This window comes from Denitratimonas organivorans (assembly GCF_037478135.1).
Classification (GTDB): Bacteria; Pseudomonadota; Gammaproteobacteria; order Xanthomonadales; family Xanthomonadaceae; genus Denitratimonas.
On record NZ_JBBHDV010000012.1, the window covers coordinates 83,855 to 99,766 of the forward strand.

15 protein-coding genes are annotated in these 15,912 nt (G+C 66.0%); 9 read left to right on the forward strand and 6 right to left on the reverse strand.

What is annotated here, in order from left to right:
- Positions 1-19 precede the first annotated feature (19 nt).
- The 3 genes from WDB66_RS12260 (at position 20) to WDB66_RS12270 (ending at position 2,776) form a co-directional block, all read left to right on the forward strand.
- Entirely contained in the window at positions 20-1,762 is a 1,743-nt protein-coding gene (locus WDB66_RS12260; protein ID WP_339398879.1) for a ribonucleoside triphosphate reductase, read from the forward strand.
- A gap of 166 nt (positions 1,763-1,928) precedes the next feature.
- Positions 1,929-2,114, forward strand: coding sequence for an anaerobic ribonucleoside-triphosphate reductase (gene nrdD, locus WDB66_RS12265; RefSeq protein ID WP_339398880.1), 186 nt, complete (start codon positions 1,929-1,931; stop codon positions 2,112-2,114).
- A 14-nt stretch (positions 2,115-2,128) separates the two neighbouring features.
- A complete protein-coding gene (locus tag WDB66_RS12270) occupies positions 2,129-2,776 on the forward strand; it encodes an anaerobic ribonucleoside-triphosphate reductase activating protein (RefSeq protein ID WP_339398881.1) in 648 nt (215 codons plus the stop codon).
- A 76-nt stretch (positions 2,777-2,852) separates the two neighbouring features.
- Here the strand turns inward: WDB66_RS12270 and WDB66_RS12275 are convergent, their stop codons facing one another.
- The 5 genes from WDB66_RS12275 to WDB66_RS12295 all read right to left on the reverse strand — a co-directional run bounded on the left by WDB66_RS12275 (position 2,853) and on the right by WDB66_RS12295 (position 8,099).
- The gene (locus WDB66_RS12275; protein WP_339398882.1) at positions 2,853-4,316 is read right to left on the reverse strand and encodes a DUF1501 domain-containing protein; all 1,464 of its coding nucleotides are present in this window, start codon (positions 4,314-4,316) and stop codon (positions 2,853-2,855) included.
- Positions 4,316-6,040, reverse strand: coding sequence for a DUF1800 domain-containing protein (locus WDB66_RS12280; protein WP_339398883.1), 1,725 nt, complete (start codon positions 6,038-6,040; stop codon positions 4,316-4,318). Before WDB66_RS12280 ends, WDB66_RS12275 begins: the two co-directional genes overlap by 1 nt.
- A gap of 123 nt (positions 6,041-6,163) precedes the next feature.
- On the reverse strand, positions 6,164-6,559 hold the full coding sequence (locus WDB66_RS12285; protein ID WP_339398884.1) for a putative zinc-binding protein: 396 nt from the start codon (positions 6,557-6,559) through the stop codon (positions 6,164-6,166).
- Positions 6,556-7,821, reverse strand: coding sequence for a hypothetical protein (locus WDB66_RS12290; protein WP_339398885.1), 1,266 nt, complete (start codon positions 7,819-7,821; stop codon positions 6,556-6,558). Before WDB66_RS12290 ends, WDB66_RS12285 begins: the two co-directional genes overlap by 4 nt.
- Positions 7,818-8,099 carry a DUF2249 domain-containing protein gene (locus WDB66_RS12295; protein ID WP_339398886.1) on the reverse strand — a complete coding sequence of 94 codons (282 nt, stop codon included), beginning with the start codon at positions 8,097-8,099 and terminating at the stop codon, positions 7,818-7,820. The genes WDB66_RS12290 and WDB66_RS12295 overlap by 4 nt, the downstream gene beginning before the upstream one ends.
- A gap of 273 nt (positions 8,100-8,372) precedes the next feature.
- On the opposite strand from WDB66_RS12295, the gene WDB66_RS12300 reads away from it, so the two are divergent.
- The 5 genes from WDB66_RS12300 (at position 8,373) to WDB66_RS12320 (ending at position 12,772) form a co-directional block, all read left to right on the forward strand.
- On the forward strand, positions 8,373-8,663 hold the full coding sequence (locus tag WDB66_RS12300; RefSeq protein WP_339398887.1) for a ComEA family DNA-binding protein: 291 nt from the start codon (positions 8,373-8,375) through the stop codon (positions 8,661-8,663).
- Between the two features lie 243 nt (positions 8,664-8,906).
- Positions 8,907-9,605: a YIP1 family protein gene (locus tag WDB66_RS12305; RefSeq protein ID WP_339398888.1), complete on the forward strand. Its 699-nt coding sequence runs from the start codon at positions 8,907-8,909 to the stop codon at positions 9,603-9,605.
- Positions 9,602-10,852: an efflux RND transporter periplasmic adaptor subunit gene (locus tag WDB66_RS12310; protein ID WP_339398889.1), complete on the forward strand. Its 1,251-nt coding sequence runs from the start codon at positions 9,602-9,604 to the stop codon at positions 10,850-10,852. Before WDB66_RS12305 ends, WDB66_RS12310 begins: the two co-directional genes overlap by 4 nt.
- A complete protein-coding gene (locus WDB66_RS12315; protein ID WP_339398890.1) occupies positions 10,849-11,559 on the forward strand; it encodes an ABC transporter ATP-binding protein in 711 nt (236 codons plus the stop codon). The genes WDB66_RS12310 and WDB66_RS12315 overlap by 4 nt, the downstream gene beginning before the upstream one ends.
- Positions 11,543-12,772 carry an ABC transporter permease gene (locus tag WDB66_RS12320; protein WP_339398891.1) on the forward strand — a complete coding sequence of 410 codons (1,230 nt, stop codon included), beginning with the start codon at positions 11,543-11,545 and terminating at the stop codon, positions 12,770-12,772. The genes WDB66_RS12315 and WDB66_RS12320 overlap by 17 nt, the downstream gene beginning before the upstream one ends.
- Before the next feature lie 475 nt (positions 12,773-13,247).
- Here the strand turns inward: WDB66_RS12320 and putP are convergent, their stop codons facing one another.
- Complete coding sequence (gene putP, locus WDB66_RS12325) at positions 13,248-14,735, reverse strand: sodium/proline symporter PutP (RefSeq protein ID WP_339398892.1); 1,488 nt, start codon at positions 14,733-14,735, stop codon at positions 13,248-13,250.
- Between the two features lie 419 nt (positions 14,736-15,154).
- On the opposite strand from putP, the gene WDB66_RS12330 reads away from it, so the two are divergent.
- Complete coding sequence (locus WDB66_RS12330; RefSeq protein ID WP_339398914.1) at positions 15,155-15,895, forward strand: AraC family transcriptional regulator; 741 nt, start codon at positions 15,155-15,157, stop codon at positions 15,893-15,895.
- The last annotated feature ends 17 nt before the right edge of the window (positions 15,896-15,912 follow it).

Genomic DNA, 15,912 nt, shown 5'->3' on the forward strand with positions numbered 1-15,912 from the left:
GTGTTGGGGCTTGTTCATCATGACCTTCGGTACCACGCCTGCCAGCCATTCGACCCGGCATCTGGTCGATGCCGTCGCCTCGATCGACGAGTACCTCACGCGCGCCGATTGGCGGGTCAATGCCAACGCCAACCAGGGCTATTCGCTGGGTGGGCTGATCCTAAACGTGGCCGGCAAGGTCACCGCCAACTACTGGCTGGAACAGGTCTATCCTGCCCAGATCGGCCGCGCCCACCGCGAAGGCGATCTGCATATCCACGATCTGGACATGCTCTCCGGCTACTGCGCCGGCTGGTCGCTGCGCACGCTGCTGTACGAGGGCCTGAACGGGATTCCGAACAAGGTCGAGGCCGGTCCGCCGAAGCATCTGTCGTCGGCGGTCGGGCAGATCGTCAACTTCCTCGGCACGCTGCAGAACGAATGGGCCGGGGCGCAGGCGTTTTCCTCGTTCGATACCTATATGGCGCCGTTCGTGCGCAAGGACAGGTTGGGCTACGAGGAGGTGAAGCAGGGCATCCAGGAACTGATCTACAACCTCAACGTGCCTTCGCGCTGGGGCACGCAGACGCCGTTCACCAACCTGACCTTCGATTGGGTTTGCCCGGCCGATCTGCGTGAGCAGGTGCCGTTCATCGGCGGCGAGGAAATGCCGTTCACCTACGGCGAGTTGCAGGCCGAGATGGACATGATCAACCGCGCCTACATCGAGGTGATGAGCGCGGGTGATGCCAAGGGCCGGGTCTTCACCTTCCCGATCCCGACCTACAACATCACCGCCGATTTCCCGTGGGAATCGGAGAACGCGCAGCGCCTGTTCGACATGACCGCCAAGTACGGTCTGCCGTACTTCCAGAATTTCATCAATTCCGAACTGGACCCCGGCATGATCCGCTCGATGTGCTGCCGCCTGCAGCTGGATCTGCGCGAACTGCTCAAGCGCGGCAACGGCCTGTTCGGCAGCGCCGAGCAGACCGGCAGCCTCGGCGTGGTGACGATCAACTGCGCGCGTCTGGGCTATCTGTATCGCGGTGATGAAGACGGCCTGATGCGGCGTCTGGACGAGCTGTTGGAGCTGGGCATGCGCAGCCTGGAGATCAAGCGCGAAGTGATCCAGCAGCTGATCGACGACGGCCTGTTCCCGTACACCAAGCGCTATCTGGGCACGCTGCGCAATCACTTCTCCACACTCGGCGTGAACGGCATCAACGAGATGATCCGCAACTTCAGCGGCGATGCGCACGACATCACCAGCGACTGGGGCCACGCCTTCGCGCTGCGCCTGCTCGACCATGTGCGTGCGCGGATGGTGCAGTTCCAGGAGGACACCGGCCACCTCTACAACCTGGAGGCCACGCCGGCTGAAGGCACCACCTACCGCTTCGCCAAGGAAGACCGCCGGCGCTGGCCCGACATCCTGCAGGCCGGCACCGAGGCCAATCCGTACTACACCAATTCCTCGCAACTGCCGGTGGGTTTCACCGACGATCCGTTCGAGGCGCTGGAACGGCAGGAGGCGCTGCAATCGCGCTATACCGGCGGCACCGTGCTGCATCTGTACATGGGCGAACGCCTGTCCAGCGGCGATGCCTGCCGCGAAATGGTCAAGCGCGCGCTGAGCCGCTTTCGCCTGCCCTACATCACGATCACCCCGACCTTTTCGATCTGCCCCACGCACGGTTATCTGGCCGGCGAACACGAATTCTGCCCACGCTGCGATGAGGAAAAACTGGCGCAGAAGCAACGCCAACAGGCCGTGGCTTGAGCGTTTTTGCAGCAACCGGCTTAGCAGCAAAAGCTTTTGTAGGAGCGGCCTTGGCCGCGATGGGGCGTTCCCCGCAATCCCGACATCAAGATCGCGGCTGACGCCGCTCCTACAGGAATCCATTCCCACCACACGCCCTGTTTTCCAACCACCAAGGAGTACCACGATGAACACCACCACCCTCCCACCCACCCTGCGCGATGACGAACGCCAGCGCTGTGAAGTCTGGACCCGCGTGATGGGCTATCACCGCCCGGTTTCCAGCTTCAACATCGGCAAGAAGGGCGAACATGCCGAACGCCGCTTCTTCGCCGAACCCGGCCGCGCCCGCGCGGTGGCCGCCGCCGCATGATCCGGGTCGGCGGCATGACGCCGCTGACCAGCATCGATTTTCCCGGGCGGCTGGCGGCGGTGCTGTTTCTGCAGGGCTGTCCGTGGCGGTGCGGCTACTGCCACAATCCGGAACTGCTGCCGGCGCGTGCCGACACCGGCCTGGCCTGGGAGCAGGTCGAAGCCTTCCTGCAACGCCGTCGTGGCCTGCTCGATGCGGTGGTGTTTTCCGGTGGCGAACCGACCTCACAGGCCACGCTCGCCGATGCGCTGGCGCGGGTGCGTGAACTCGGTTTCCAGACCGGCCTGCACACCGGCGGCATGTACCCGCAGCGCCTGCACACGCTGCTGCCGCAACTGGACTGGATCGGGCTGGACATCAAGGCGCCGGATGAGGACTACGACCGCATCACCACGCGCCGTGGCAGCGCCGGCCCGGTGCGCCGGTCGCTGGACGCGATCCTGCACAGCGGCGTCGATTTCGAATGCCGTACCACCTGGCATCCCGGTCTGTTCTCGCTCGAATCCCTGCATCGCCTCGGCCGCGACCTGCACGCGCGCGGCGTGCGCCACTGGGCGGTGCAGGCCTGCCGAGAAGCAGGCCATCCGCCGCCGCGACTGGATGCCGGCGAACAGGCGCGACTGGGTCAGGGCTTCGAACGATTCGAATTCCGCGCTGGTTGATCCGCGCAAATCACATGCCGCTGGATACGATGCATCGGACCGCACCGCACCGCTGCGCGTCCGGCAGGGCGGCGAATCAGCCGGGCAACATGAACCCCAGATCGCGGTGCGTGCCGATGAAACCGCCCGTTGCCGGACCGAACTGCGGATGCGGCCCGGCCAGGGCGGGCAGGATCAGGTCGATGTTGGAGTCGGAGACGCCGAACCAGCGTGCCAGCGTGGCGGCGTACTGGTCGGTGGCCAGTTTCGGAATGATCTGGCCCCAGCCGGCGTCGTCGTCACCAGCGGAAACGAGGCTGGGCATGTCGCCGTAGATGTCCTGCCCGCGCACCGCATCACCGATGATGAAATGTTCGCCGCCCCAGCCGTGGTCGGTGCCGTCGCCGTTGGCGGTCATGGTGCGGCCGAAATCCGAGGCGGTGAAGGTGGTCACACGCTCGGCCACGCCCAGTTCCACGGTGAGGTCGTAGAACATGTTGAGCGCCAGCGACAGTGCGCGCATCAGGTCGCCGTGGTCGGTGAGCAGGCGGTCGTGGAAATCAAAACCGCCGATCGAGACGTAGAACACCTGCCGCCGCTGCCCGAGATCGGCCCGCGCGGCAATCAGCCGGGCGACCATGCGCAACTGCGCAACAAGGCTGTTGAAACCGCCCAGGATGCTGCCGTTACCGGTAGAAAATCCGGCGGGAACCGTGGTGGAAAAGTCCGGCACGGCATCGATGGCATCGCGCACATCGCCGTAAAGATCGATGGAACGGCGCTGGATGCCGGCCACCGCGCGTTCCAGGACATGGCTCTGGCTGTGGTTCAGCAGCGCGTCGATCGCGGCACGGCGGCTGGCGTGGTATTCGCCGTAATAGCCTTGCCGCTGCACCGGGCCATTGTTGCCGACGCTGTAGGGCTGCACCGCAGTGCCGGTCTGGAACACGTTCTGCCCGGCCAGCGACAGGCTCATCGGCAACTGCGTGTTGGCATTCTGCGATTGCAGCAGATCGGCGATGCGCCCGCCCCAGCCGATCTTGTGCATCGTGTCCGGGCGCGAGGTCTGCCAGAACACGGTCTGGTCTGAATGCGAGAACAGCTGCGGCGGCACGTCCACCGTACCGTTTTGATAGGCACTGCGCGTCACCGGTTCGATCAGGGTGCCGACATTGGCGACCAGCGCGCAGCGCCCGCTGTTGAACAGGCCCGCGATCTCCGGCATCGACGGGTGCAGCGCGTACTGGCGTCCGCCGGTTTGCGGCGTGAATGGATGCAGATGCGTGGCACCGGTCAGATTGGCCAACGGCAGCGACAGGTTCGGCCGCACCGCGTGATACAGCGCATGGGTGGCCGCATCACGCGGGATCACGGTGTTGACGTTGTCATTGCCGCCGTTGAGGAACACGCAGACCAGCGCCTTGTAATCGTCGCCTCTGGCGATGGACGTGGAATCCAGCGCGGCGGCCCGGACCAGACCCAGCTGGCCCAGCTGCGAGAACAGACCCGCGCCGCCGAGCGAGGCGAGCAGGGTGCGGGAGAGAAGATCGCGGCGTTTCATCACTTCTGCACCATGTATTCGGGCGAGGTCATGATCAGGTGCACCGCACCCCAGACCCGGTTGCGCGGCCCGTGCGGGGCAATCGGATCGATGCCGTTGAGGTGGTTCACCAGCACGCTGCGCATGTGTGCCGACATCTGGCCGTTCATCAGCAGCATGTCCAGCGTATCGAGCAGGGTTTGCGGGTTGCCGGCCAGCGCGTAGTAGGGCTCGAAATCCAGCAGGATCGACGATTGGTTCGCCCATTGCTCGGCCCAGGGCGAACCGATATGCATACGCTCGGCCTGCTCCCAGAAGCGGTTGGCCGTCATCGTGACCAGGGTTTCGTTGACGATCTGCAACTCGGGCGAATACAGCCCGGCGGCGGTCACCTCGCCGGGCAACTGGTAATCGGGCTGGAAGAAATTGAACACCGAGCGCGAACGGTTCGGGGCCTGGCCGAAATCAAACTCCGGGTTCCAGTCGCTGTAGCGGTCGTTGTTCGATATCGCCTGGAACGCGCGCCACAGATGGCTCTGGCGCAGCAGCGGTTCGCGCACCTTGCCGAAGGTGGTGGGCCGGGCGCGATGCCCGGCGCGGGCTTCTTCGTCCAGCAGGATGGCCCGCACCAGTGCGCCCATGTCGCCGCGCACGCCGGCGCCGTTGTCGTTGAACACCGCCGTCATGCGGCCGATGTAGGCCGGCGAGGGATTGCTGGTGACGAGGTTCTGGATCAGCCGGCGCGCGATGAACGGCCCCACGTTCGGGTGGTTGGCGATGTTGTCCAGCGCAAAGGCGAGGTTGGAGGCGGGCGTGCCGCCGTGCGGACGCGGTACATCGCCCAGCAGCACGTCGTTGTCCGGGTCGGCATCCGGTTCGGTGTGGTGGAAGTCGGGGAAGGACTGCATCGGCAGCGCCCACGCCACCGGGAACGGATAGCCGACGTAGCACCACTCGAAATGCGTGCAGTTGTCCACCAGCGGATCATTGCCGTAATTCCAGCCGGTGAAGATGTGCGCGAACGTCTTCACGTTGAACTGGTTGTACGAAGGCACCGGCGTGCCGTTTTCCAGCACCGGGGTGCCGTCCGGATTCAGCAGCACCAGTCCGATGGAGAACAGTTGCAGCACCTCGCGCGCATAGTTCTCGTCCGGGCGGATCGTGCCGGCGGCATCGGGCGGATGGTTCTGCCGCATGCTCAGGTAATCGCCCATCGCCGGGGCCAGCGTCACGGCTTCGAGCAGCTCACGATAGTTGCCGAAGGCGTGGTCGATCAGGGTGTCGTAGAAGTGGCCGGTGGCGTAGGGAGAGTGGATGACGTCGCTGGCTTCGGACACCACGAAGATCTGGCTCAGCGCGAACGCCACGCGCTGGCGCAGCTGGTCGGGCGCGAGCAGCGCGTTCTGCCACCAGATTTCCAGCCGCGCATTGTTGTAGACCGGCTCGCCGAGCGAATCGATGTGATCCAGGTACGGCACCAGATGCGATGCCGGCGCTGCCAGTTGCTCGTCGATCCACGCCGCATAGCCGCCGTTCAATCCGCGCAGGTGGGCGATGTCGGCAGGCGTGGGGCCGAACGTGGCCTGGGTCAGGAAGCGCGCGGCCTCGGCATCGCTGTCTGGCACATCGGTGCGGAACTCGAAGCCGCTTTCGAAGATGGCCTGTGCCGATATCGGCGCCGCCAGTACCAGCAGCACGCCGGCCAGCAGGCCGCGAAAGAACACATCAGGTGGTTTCGTCGCCATGGGCCGGGCCACTCCTGCGGTTGCGGAGCGAGGCTAGCAAGTGGTTCGGCAGCGGGCGCGATTCCCGCGATGGGCGGGTACGGCGCGCGGAAGAACGGCGTATCGGGCCAGCGCCGGCGCCTTTCACGGATCGCTGTGGCGAATGCTCCCTGCTTCGGCCAGCGATTGCGCCGCCGGCAGCACCTGCTGCCGATAGACCTGGCGCGCCTGTTCCGGATCGAGGTCGGCATGTTTGCGTTTGGCCACGCCGTATTCGGACAGCGTCAGATGGCGGTCGGCCACGACGCCGGCGCGTGACAGGCAGGCGCTGACGCAATGCAGGACGCAGCCGTCCAGCGCCAGGATCGGGCGCCCGGCCTGCGCGGTGCGGACCAGCCCGGTGACGCCGCCACCGACACCGGCGATGCAGGACATTTCCGCCGCACCGTCGCGGTCCAGCCACAGCGCCAGCCGGTTCGCCATCTGCGCCGCGCTGGAGCAGCCCGAGCATGAATACACCAAGGGCGGTTTGGCCTTCATTGCGCTACTCGGTTGGCTTCCAAAAACGCCGCCGCGTGGTGCCGGCATTCACGCAGGCGGCCCAGCAGCACGATATGCGCCACCACCAGCAGCAGGCCGGCGGCGCGCGCCAGTGGCGGCAACAGTGCGGCAGCCACCAGCAGCAGCGCGGCAGCGCCTTGCGTGACCAGCACCAGACGCTTGGCGGTATCCGGCTGCAAGGTGCCGACGCCGGGAATCCGGATGCCGCGCGGGCAGTCGGCACGCAGCTGGATCCAGGTCAGGAAGGCGACGATTTCCAGCATCATCGCGCTCACGATCAGCGGCAGCCCGGCGCCGATCACCAAGGTGCCGGCCAGCATGTCCGGCTGTGGCATGGCGATTCCCGCAGCGGCCAGCACGGCCACGATGCAGCCCAGCCCGAGCGCCAGCGCGCCGCCGCGCCAGGCCCATACCATCGGCCGTCCGCGCTGGTACAGCGCACGCAATGAAAGGCGCAGAAACCCGCCCGCCCACAGCAGCGCCGGCAGCGCCGCCAACATCACCGCCAGGCCTGCCGCGTCCAGCCACAGCCGTGCCATCACGGCCAGCGCCAACGCGCACAGCGTCAGCCACAGCCATGCCGCCAGGTGGCGCTCGGATATCGGCGCCGTGCCCTGGAACATCGGCACCGTCATGCTGCCGACCGAGGCGATCAGCACCAGCACCCAGCCCAGCAACCCGAGCAGCGCATGTGCATCGGTCAACCGATCCAGCGGCAGCCACAGCTCACCGCGCAACACCAGCAACAGCGCAACGCCGGTCAGCGTGGTCAGCAGCAGCGCCAGCAGCGCCGTGCCCAGTCCCAGGCGCATCACGCGTTTGCCGCCGCGCGCCAGCAGGCCGGGCAGCGCCAGCAGCGCGAACACCAGTAATGGCAGGCCGAGCAACAGTGCCGCCAGCGCCATCAGCGTGCGCTCACCGCCATGCATCGCCAGCACGAACAGCACCAGACCCAGATTGAAGCCGGCATGCAGCCACGCCGGCCAGCGCCCTGGCGGCAATGCGCTGCCGGCTGCAACCGGCAGGAACTGCAACAGGCTGCCGAGCATCGCGTTGCCCAACACGCCAAGGGTGAACATATGCACCAGCGCCACGGTCAGCGGCGACCAGCGCCCGGCCATCGCCGCGTCGCCATGAAACAGCAGCCACAGACCGGCCGCCACGCCCCACAGCGGCGCGCTGAACAACCAGCGCAGCGGCCGTGCCGGCGGTGGCGCCTGGCGCAGGTCCAGGCCGCTCATGGGGAAGATCCGGCCGGGGAAGATTCGGCAGGAGAAGAACCGGCTGCCGCTGCGGCCACATCATCGCGCCGCCAGATCGTCACCACCGCATGGCCTTCGGGCGCATCCTCGATCCGGAACGCGAAGCCGGCCTGTTCCAGCATCGGCAGCAAAGGCATGGGCCGGAACGGCGTCAGCGCTTGCAGGCGCGCGCCCGGCGGCAATGCGTCGAGGGCGTCAAGAATCCGCTCCATCGGTTCCGGTGGCGGAAGCTGCCGCAGATCCAGCGACACGATCATGCTGCTCACTCCATGGCGGGCGATGTCACGCAGCATGCCCGCGCCGGCCCGGCCGCGCATTGACGTGTGTCAGGCCGTGCACATGCCGGCGCCGGCATCAGCCTGTTGCCTGGACCTTGTGGGAAAACTCCGATGCGCGATTCCCGCCGCTTCCGGTACGGGTTTCCGGCAGGCGCCGATGGGGCGCCAACGCCCCGACGCGGAGACTGTCTCCACCGGCCGGAAGCCTTCCGCCGGCCACTGAACCCTCATTCAAAACCCAGGAGATTTGCCATGAACAAGTTCACTCTCGTGCTGAAGTCCTTGCTGCTCTCGCTGATGCTGAGCTTTTCCGCCTTCGCCGCCGGCCCGGTCAATATCAACACCGCCGACGCGCCGACGCTGGCGGCTGGTCTGCACGGAGTGGGTCAGGCCAAGGCACAGGCGATCGTCGACTACCGACAGGCCAACGGCCCATTCAAGAGCGCGGACCAGCTGGCTTCCGTCAAGGGCATCGGCCTTGCGACGGTGGAAAAGAATCGCGATCGCATCCAGCTGGGCGGCAGCACTTCCAAGCCCGAATGAGTTCACCGAACCCCGACCGGACGCCCCGCACCCGCCTGCGGGGCGTCCGTGTTTTCGGCGCCCGCCGCTGCCGCATTCACAAACCATCCGCGCGCTGATCCACAGCCTGCCTGACGCACCGGCGCAAGACCGATCAACACGCACCCGTGCCGGATGGCAGGCGACGCCGGTCAAACATTTCCGTCACACTTTTCCTGCACAGCCATCCTTGTCCGCATCCCTTGTCGCTTGCAGGAGCCTCCCATGTCACCGCTCAACACCCTGGTTGCCATCTTTCTTGAACCGGCCAAGGCCATGGCCGCCGTGCTCGAACGCTCGATGGTCCTGTTGCCGCTGCTGTTGTTGATCCTGGGCAATATCGCGCTGATGACGTGGTACTACGGCATGGTCGATTTCCCGTGGCTGCAGGACCAGATGATCAGCGCCATGGGCAATGTCCCGGCCGAGCAGGCCGAGGCCGCGCGCGGCTTCATGCAGCGCGGCACGATGATGGCCGGCGCGGTGATCGGCATCGGCCTGATGGTGCCGCTGATGCTGGTGATCAGCGCGGTGTACTACCTGCTGGTAGCCAAGGTGATGGGCAGCGAACTGGGCTTTGGCAAGTGGTTCGCGTTCAACACCTGGGTCACGGTGCCCACCTTGCTGCTGATCCCGGTCGGCGTGGTGCAGATCCTGACCCACACCAATGGCCAGCTCGCACCCGAGGCGCTGAATCCGCTGACGCTCAACACCCTGTTGTTCCAGCTGCCGGCCGGCAACGCCTGGGCCGGACTGTTGAACTCGATCAACCTGACGATGATCTGGTCGATCGTCGTGGCGGTGATCGGCTTCCGCGTATGGATGAAGAAGAGCACGTTGACCTCCATCATCGTGGTGCTGGCGCCCTACGTGGTGATCTACGGCATCTGGGCCGCGTTTGCCGCGATGCGGGCGGCGGCATGAACAGGCGCTGGATCGGCATTGCCGCGATCGCGGCGATCATCGTGCTGCCGCTGTTGCTGCGCGGCGGCCAGCGCGACAGCGGCAAGGAAGTGCAGATCGAGGTCGCCAGCGAGCGTCTGGTGCGCTCCTCGATCCTGGCTTCCGGCAACCTCGTGTTCCGCGAGCAATCGCAGCTCTCGCCGGAAGTCATCGGGCGGGTGCGCGCGGTGCTGGTGGAGGAGGGCGACCGGGTCGAGGCCGGCCAGGTCGTGCTGCAACTGGACGAACAGGTCCATCAGGCGCAGGTGGCGCAACTGGAAGCGGCGGTGCGCCAGCAGCGCATCAATATCGAGCGCCAGCAGCTCAATGTCGCCAATCAGGAACGCCAGTTCGCACGCAGTGACGAACTGCACCGCCGCCGCCTGATCGACGAAGCGCGTCACGATGAAGCCCGGTTGGCGCTGGACATGGCCAAGGTGGAACTGCGCGCCAGCCGCGAGTCGCTGCAGCAGGCCCAGGCCCAGCTCAATCAGGCACGCGAGCAACTGGCCAAGACCGAAATCCGCGCGCCGATCAGCGGCACCGTGATGAGCGTCGGCATCAAGATCGGTGAAACCGCCGTGGCCAGCAGCACCGGCATCGCCGGTTCCTCGCTGATGACCATCGCCGACCCGGACAGCCTGATGACCGAGGTCAATGTCGACGAGGCCGACATCGCCCGTATCCAGCTCGGCCAGAGCGTGGCGGTATACGCCGCCGCGTTCCCTGATACCGCGCTGGAAGGCGAAGTGGAAAGCATCCCGCTGTCGCCACGCAGCACCGCGCCGGGCGCCGCCAGCAGTTCGTTGGCGCGCAGCTATTCGGTCAAGGTGCGGCTGCGCGATACCGGTTCGCTGGCGCTGCGCCCGGGCATGACCTGCCGTGCGGAAATCTTCACCGACAGCGGCAACCAGGTGCTGGCGGTGCCGGTGCAGGCGGTGCTCAGCAACAACGAGGCCGGCACCCGCAGCGGTGGCGGCAAGGAACCGCCGGCCGAGGAATTCCACCTGTTCGTCGAGCAGGACGGCCGCGCGCAGCGGCGCGTGGTCAAGGTCGGTGCTTCCGACGACAGCTATCAGGAAATCAGTGACGGACTGGCCGTGGGCGAACGCGTGGTGATCGGGCCGTACAAGATCCTGCGGCATCTGAAGGCCGGCGATGCGCTCAAGGTCAACGACAGCGCAGCCGCAGCCGCAGCCGCAGCCGCAGGCGGAGCGCCGGCCCCGTGAGCCAGTCGCTGCTGAAACTGGAAGGCATCGAAAAGCGCTTCGTGATGGGCGAGGAAACCATCCACGCGCTGCGCGGCATCGACCTGTCCATTCCGCGCAACCAGAGCGTGGCCTTCATCGGCACCTCCGGTTCGGGCAAATCCACGCTGATGAACATCCTCGGCTGCCTCGACCGCCCCAGCGCAGGGCGCTACTGGCTCAACGGCCGCGATGTCGCGACGCTGGACGAATCCGAGCTGGCCGACACCCGCAACCGCGAGATCGGCTTCATCTTCCAGAGCTTCAACCTGCTGCCACGCGCCAGTGCGTTGCAGAACGTCATGCACCCGCTGATCTATCGCGGCCTGCGTCCGGCCGAACGCCAGCGCCGTGCGCGCGAAGCGCTGGCCCGGGTCGGGCTGGAAAACCGCATGGACCATCTGCCCAACCAGCTGTCCGGCGGCCAGCGCCAGCGCGTGGCGATCGCCCGTGCGCTGGTAGGCCAGCCTTCGATCCTGCTGGCCGACGAACCCACCGGCAATCTGGATTCGGCCACCACCGCCGACATCATGGCGCTGTTCGACGATCTGCTGCGTGAAGGCCAGACCCTGATCCTGGTGACGCACGAGCCGGACATCGCCGAGCATTGCCAGCGCGTGGTGCGGCTGTCCGATGGCCAGGTCGTCAGCGATACCTTGCGTGAGGAACATCATGTTCAGCCTGCTTGAAAGCCTGCGTTCGGCGCTGGCCAGCATCCGTGCGCATGCGATGCGCAGCTTCCTGACCACGCTGGGCATCATCATCGGCGTGGCCTCGGTGATCGCCGTGGTGTCGCTGATCCAGGGCCTGTCGCATTCGATCAGCAGCCAGTTCGCCGGGCTCGGCAGCAACAGCCTGACGGTGCGCTCGGACACCTCGTTCGAGGAGGCGATGCAGGGCAAGCGCAACCGTCTGTCGCTGCGCGATTACGAGTACCTGCTGCACCACATCGAGGACATCAACTCGGTGACGCCGATGTTCCTGGCGCTGAGCGATTTCGGCGGCAGCATCCAGTACGGCGGGCAGAGCAGCGTCAGCCGCATCCTCGCCACCACGCCCAGCTATCAGGACACGCAGAGCGTGTATCCCTCGGTCGGGCGCTTCATCACCGACGCCGATGACCGCTCGCGGCGCCGCGTCACGGTGATCGGCACCGCGCTGCGCGACAACCTCAAACTGCCGGAAAATCCGGTCGGCGAGTTCATCGAAATGGGCGGCGAGTGGTTCCGTATCGTCGGGTTGATGGAAGAACGCGGCGAGATGTTCGGCTTCAGCCAGGACGATTACGCGATCATCCCGTTCGGCACCGGTCTGGCGCTGTCCAGCAATGCGCTGCGGCAGGATATTTCGATCACCTTCAACGTCAATGACATCGAACAGATCGAGCCGGTCAGCGACCGCGTGACCTCGCTGCTGCGTCGCCTGCACGGGCTCAAGCCCGGCCAGCGCAACGACTTCAAGGTGGAAACCGCGCGCCAGCTGACCGAAAGCTTCGCCGGCATCATCAACACCATGACGCTGGTGCTGGGCAGTGTGGTCGGCGTGTCACTGCTGGTGGGCGGCATCGGCATCATGAACATCATGCTGGTGTCGGTCACCGAGCGCACCCGCGAGATCGGCATCAGCAAGGCGCTGGGCGCCAAACGCCACCACATTCTGATGCAGTTCCTGATCGAGGCCACCGCGCTGTCGCTGCTGGGCGGGCTGATCGGGCTGGTGATCGGCTATGCGCTGGGCTTCGGTGCCGCGCGTCTGATCCCTGGTTTTCCGGATGCCGTCGTGCCGTGGTGGGCAGTGGCGCTGGCGTTGGGTTTCTCGACCCTGGTGGGCGTCGTGTTCGGCCTGATGCCAGCCGCCAAGGCCGCCCGCATGGACCCGATCGAAGCGCTGCGTTACGAGTAGGTGCAGCGAGCGCCGGGGCGAGCCCGGCGCTGTCACCCAAGACGGCTATCGCGGGCAAGCCCGCTCCCACAAAAACAAGCGGTCCGAGGTGGACGGCAAGCTTGGCGGTGCTGGAAGCACGATGGACTTGCCCGCCATCCAGCACTGCTTTTGTAGGAGCGCACTCGTAGAGGGCACGAAGCTTTGCTTTCCAACGCCCCCCCTGACATGGTTTCGCGCCCCCTGCGGGTGCGCTCCTACGGCGAGGGTTTGCTTCGTTGCCGATGTTGCGCGCGAGCCCGGGTGTCGTGTCGGACAACGCGCTGTGCGCATGCAATGACGACGTTCTCCGACATGCGGACCGGCTTTTCTGCGGATCGGATTTTCTGTTGTGGGAGCGGGCTTGCCCGCGATGGGGCTTGCCCAAGCGGCTCCTGTTAACGGTCATCAAGCAGCCCCGACACCTTGATGTCAGAGCTCTGCTCCGCGCTATTAATTAATAGCCGCCTTCCTTCAACGTCAGCCGCACCTGCTCATGCTGGGCCTGGATGTCGGGCGAGGGTTCGCGTCCGAGCAGGCTGACAATGAAGATCGCGACCGTGGCGGCGATGAAGCCCGGCACGATTTCGTACAGGGCGCTGCCGGTGTGTTCCCACAGCAGTACGGTCAGCGCGCCGACCAGCATCCCGGCGATCGCGCCGTTGCGCGTCATCCGCTTCCATAACAGCGACAGGATCACCACCGGCCCGAACGCTGCGCCGAAGCCGGCCCAGGCATAGGCCACCAGGCCCAGTACGCGGCTGTCCGGATCGCGCGCGATCCAGATCGCCAGCAGTGCCACGCCCAGCACGGTCAGGCGCCCGACCCAGACCAGTTCGCGATGGCCGGCCTTGGGGCGCAGGAAGCCACGGTAGAAATCCTCGGTCAGCGCGCTGGAGCACACCAGCAGCTGCGCCGACAGCGTGCTCATGATCGCCGCCAGGATTGCCGACAGCAGCACGCCGGCGATCCACGGGTTGAACAGCACTTCCGACAGCATGATGAACACGCGCTCGGGGTTGGCATTGACCGGCCCGGCCACGTCCGGATGCGCGGCGAAGTACGCGATGCCGAAGAAGCCAGTCGCCACCGCGCCGGTCAGGCACAGGATCATCCAGGTCATGCCGATGCGGCGCGCGCGTGGAATCGTGTGCAGGCTGTCGGCGGCCATGAAGCGCGCCAGGATGTGCGGCTGGCCGAAATAGCCCAGACCCCAGGCCAGCGACGAGATCACCGCGATCATGCCGCCAGTGCCGATCCAGTTCAGCCGCGTCGGATCGACCTGTTCCACCAGCGCCAGCGCCTGCGTCGGGCCCCCGACGCCGATGACCGTGAACACCGGCACCAGCAGCAGCGCGAAGATCATCAGCGAGGCCTGGATGGTGTCGGTCCAGCTCACCGCCAGGAAGCCGCCGATGAAGGTGTAGAGGATGGTGACCGCCGCGCCCCAGAGCATCGCCCGGCCGTAGGGCAGGCCGAACACGCTTTCGAACATGCGCGTGCCGGCGACGATGCCCGAGGCGCAATAGATCGCGAAGAACACCAGGATCACCAGCGCCGCCAGCACCCGCAGCACGCGGCTATGGTCCTCGAAGCGATGGGTGAAGTAGTCCGGCAGGGTCAGCGCATTGCGGGTGCGTTCGGTGTAGACGCGCAGCGGGCCGGCGACGTACTTCCAGTTCGCCCACGCGCCCAGGATCAGGCCGACCGCGATCCAGGCTTCGGAGGCGCCGCTCAGATACAGCGCGCCGGGCAGGCCCATCAGCAACCAGCCGCTCATGTCCGAAGCGCCGGCCGCCAGCGCGGTGACGAAGCTGCCGAGCGAGCGCCCGCCGAGGATGTAATCGTCGAAGGTCTTGGTGCGGCGCCAGGCGACAAAACCCAGACCCACCATCAGCAACAGGTAGGCGGCGAAGGTGACAAGCAGGGGAGTGCTGGCGGTCATGTGGTGCGGATTCCCGGTCGGAAGCTGGTGACATCAGTGTGGCCGGGAGCAAGGTCCCGGCGCCATCGTCCATCGGCGCAGGATGCCCGAAGCACCGGTCCGCGGTCGTGTGCCGGACGTTCCCGGCCGCCGGCCCACCCTTGCAGGCTGACCATGCGTCGGCGCGGGGGAGTCAGCGGGGCACGCATCGTACTGGTGCTGCGACTGGCGGATGCGGGTATGTCCACAGTGTGGCCTCGGCGCGAAACTACCCGGGATCAGCCGGGCTGCCCTCGAAAGCGTTCCATCATTGTTGTACGGATGATCTGGCCTCACAGGGCCGGCCACGACCACGCAATGAAGGCCCCAGGTATCCGAAGGAACGAGCCGAATCTGGCACCATCCCATGCTGCTGAAGCGCATCACATGGAGCCGCCGCCATCCACCAGGTCACCCTGTCACCGAACGAGCTGCTGGGCCTGTTCAATCTGTTGCCGGACGTGGTGTTCTTCATCAAGGACACGCAGTGCCGCTACACCCATGTCAACCAGACCCTGAGCCAGCGCGTGGGTATCAAGCGGCACGAGGAGATCCTCGGGCGCAGCGTGCTGGAGCTGTATCCGGCCACGCTGGCAGGGCGTTACATCCTGCAGGATCAGCGCGTGCTGCGCGGTGAAACCATCGAAAACCTGCTTGAACTCCAGCTCTATCCGAACCGTAGCACCGGCTGGTGCCTGACGCGCAAGCAGCCGGTGATCGAACACGGCCGCATCGTCGGCCTGATCGGCATTTCCCGCGATCTGGGCCAGCCCGACAGCCGCCATTCCTCGTTCGAGCGCCTGCGCGAAATCGTCGACCACATGCAGGAACACTTCCACGAGCCGTTGCGGGTGCGGAACCTGGCGGAAAAATCCGGGGTTTCCGTGGCGCAGCTGGAACGCCTGTTCAAGCGCGTGTTCCAGATCACCCCGCAGCAGATGCTGACCAAACTGCGGATCGAAGCCGCAATGCGGCTGCTGCACGGCAACGACAGCATCGCCCGTATCGGCCAGGCCTGCGGCTTCTCCGATCAGAGCGCGTTTGCGCGCCAGTTCAAGAGCACTGTCGGCATGACCCCGCGCGACTACCGCGCCATGGTTCGTACCGGTGCCACCCACGTCACGCCGGTCAGCCCGGCTTGATCAGACCGGGTGGAAAC

Excerpts from the sequence above, each read along its gene's own strand:
- WDB66_RS12320 (WP_339398891.1), top strand. The coding sequence starts at position 11,543 with ATGTTCAGCCTGCTTGAAAGCCTGCGTTCGGCGCTGGCCAGCATCCGT.
- WDB66_RS12295 (WP_339398886.1), bottom strand. The coding sequence starts at position 8,099 with ATGATCGTGTCGCTGGATCTGCGGCAGCTTCCGCCACCGGAACCGATG.
- WDB66_RS12310 (WP_339398889.1), top strand. The coding sequence starts at position 9,602 with ATGAACAGGCGCTGGATCGGCATTGCCGCGATCGCGGCGATCATCGTG.
- WDB66_RS12270 (WP_339398881.1), top strand. The coding sequence starts at position 2,129 with ATGACGCCGCTGACCAGCATCGATTTTCCCGGGCGGCTGGCGGCGGTG.
- WDB66_RS12290 (WP_339398885.1), bottom strand. The coding sequence starts at position 7,821 with ATGAGCGGCCTGGACCTGCGCCAGGCGCCACCGCCGGCACGGCCGCTG.
- WDB66_RS12260 (WP_339398879.1), top strand. The coding sequence starts at position 20 with ATGACCTTCGGTACCACGCCTGCCAGCCATTCGACCCGGCATCTGGTC.
- WDB66_RS12300 (WP_339398887.1), top strand. The coding sequence starts at position 8,373 with ATGAACAAGTTCACTCTCGTGCTGAAGTCCTTGCTGCTCTCGCTGATG.
- WDB66_RS12305 (WP_339398888.1), top strand. The coding sequence starts at position 8,907 with ATGTCACCGCTCAACACCCTGGTTGCCATCTTTCTTGAACCGGCCAAG.
- nrdD (WP_339398880.1), top strand. The coding sequence starts at position 1,929 with ATGAACACCACCACCCTCCCACCCACCCTGCGCGATGACGAACGCCAG.
- WDB66_RS12285 (WP_339398884.1), bottom strand. The coding sequence starts at position 6,559 with ATGAAGGCCAAACCGCCCTTGGTGTATTCATGCTCGGGCTGCTCCAGC.
- putP (WP_339398892.1), bottom strand. The coding sequence starts at position 14,735 with ATGACCGCCAGCACTCCCCTGCTTGTCACCTTCGCCGCCTACCTGTTG.
- WDB66_RS12275 (WP_339398882.1), bottom strand. The coding sequence starts at position 4,316 with ATGAAACGCCGCGATCTTCTCTCCCGCACCCTGCTCGCCTCGCTCGGC.
- WDB66_RS12280 (WP_339398883.1), bottom strand. The coding sequence starts at position 6,040 with ATGGCGACGAAACCACCTGATGTGTTCTTTCGCGGCCTGCTGGCCGGC.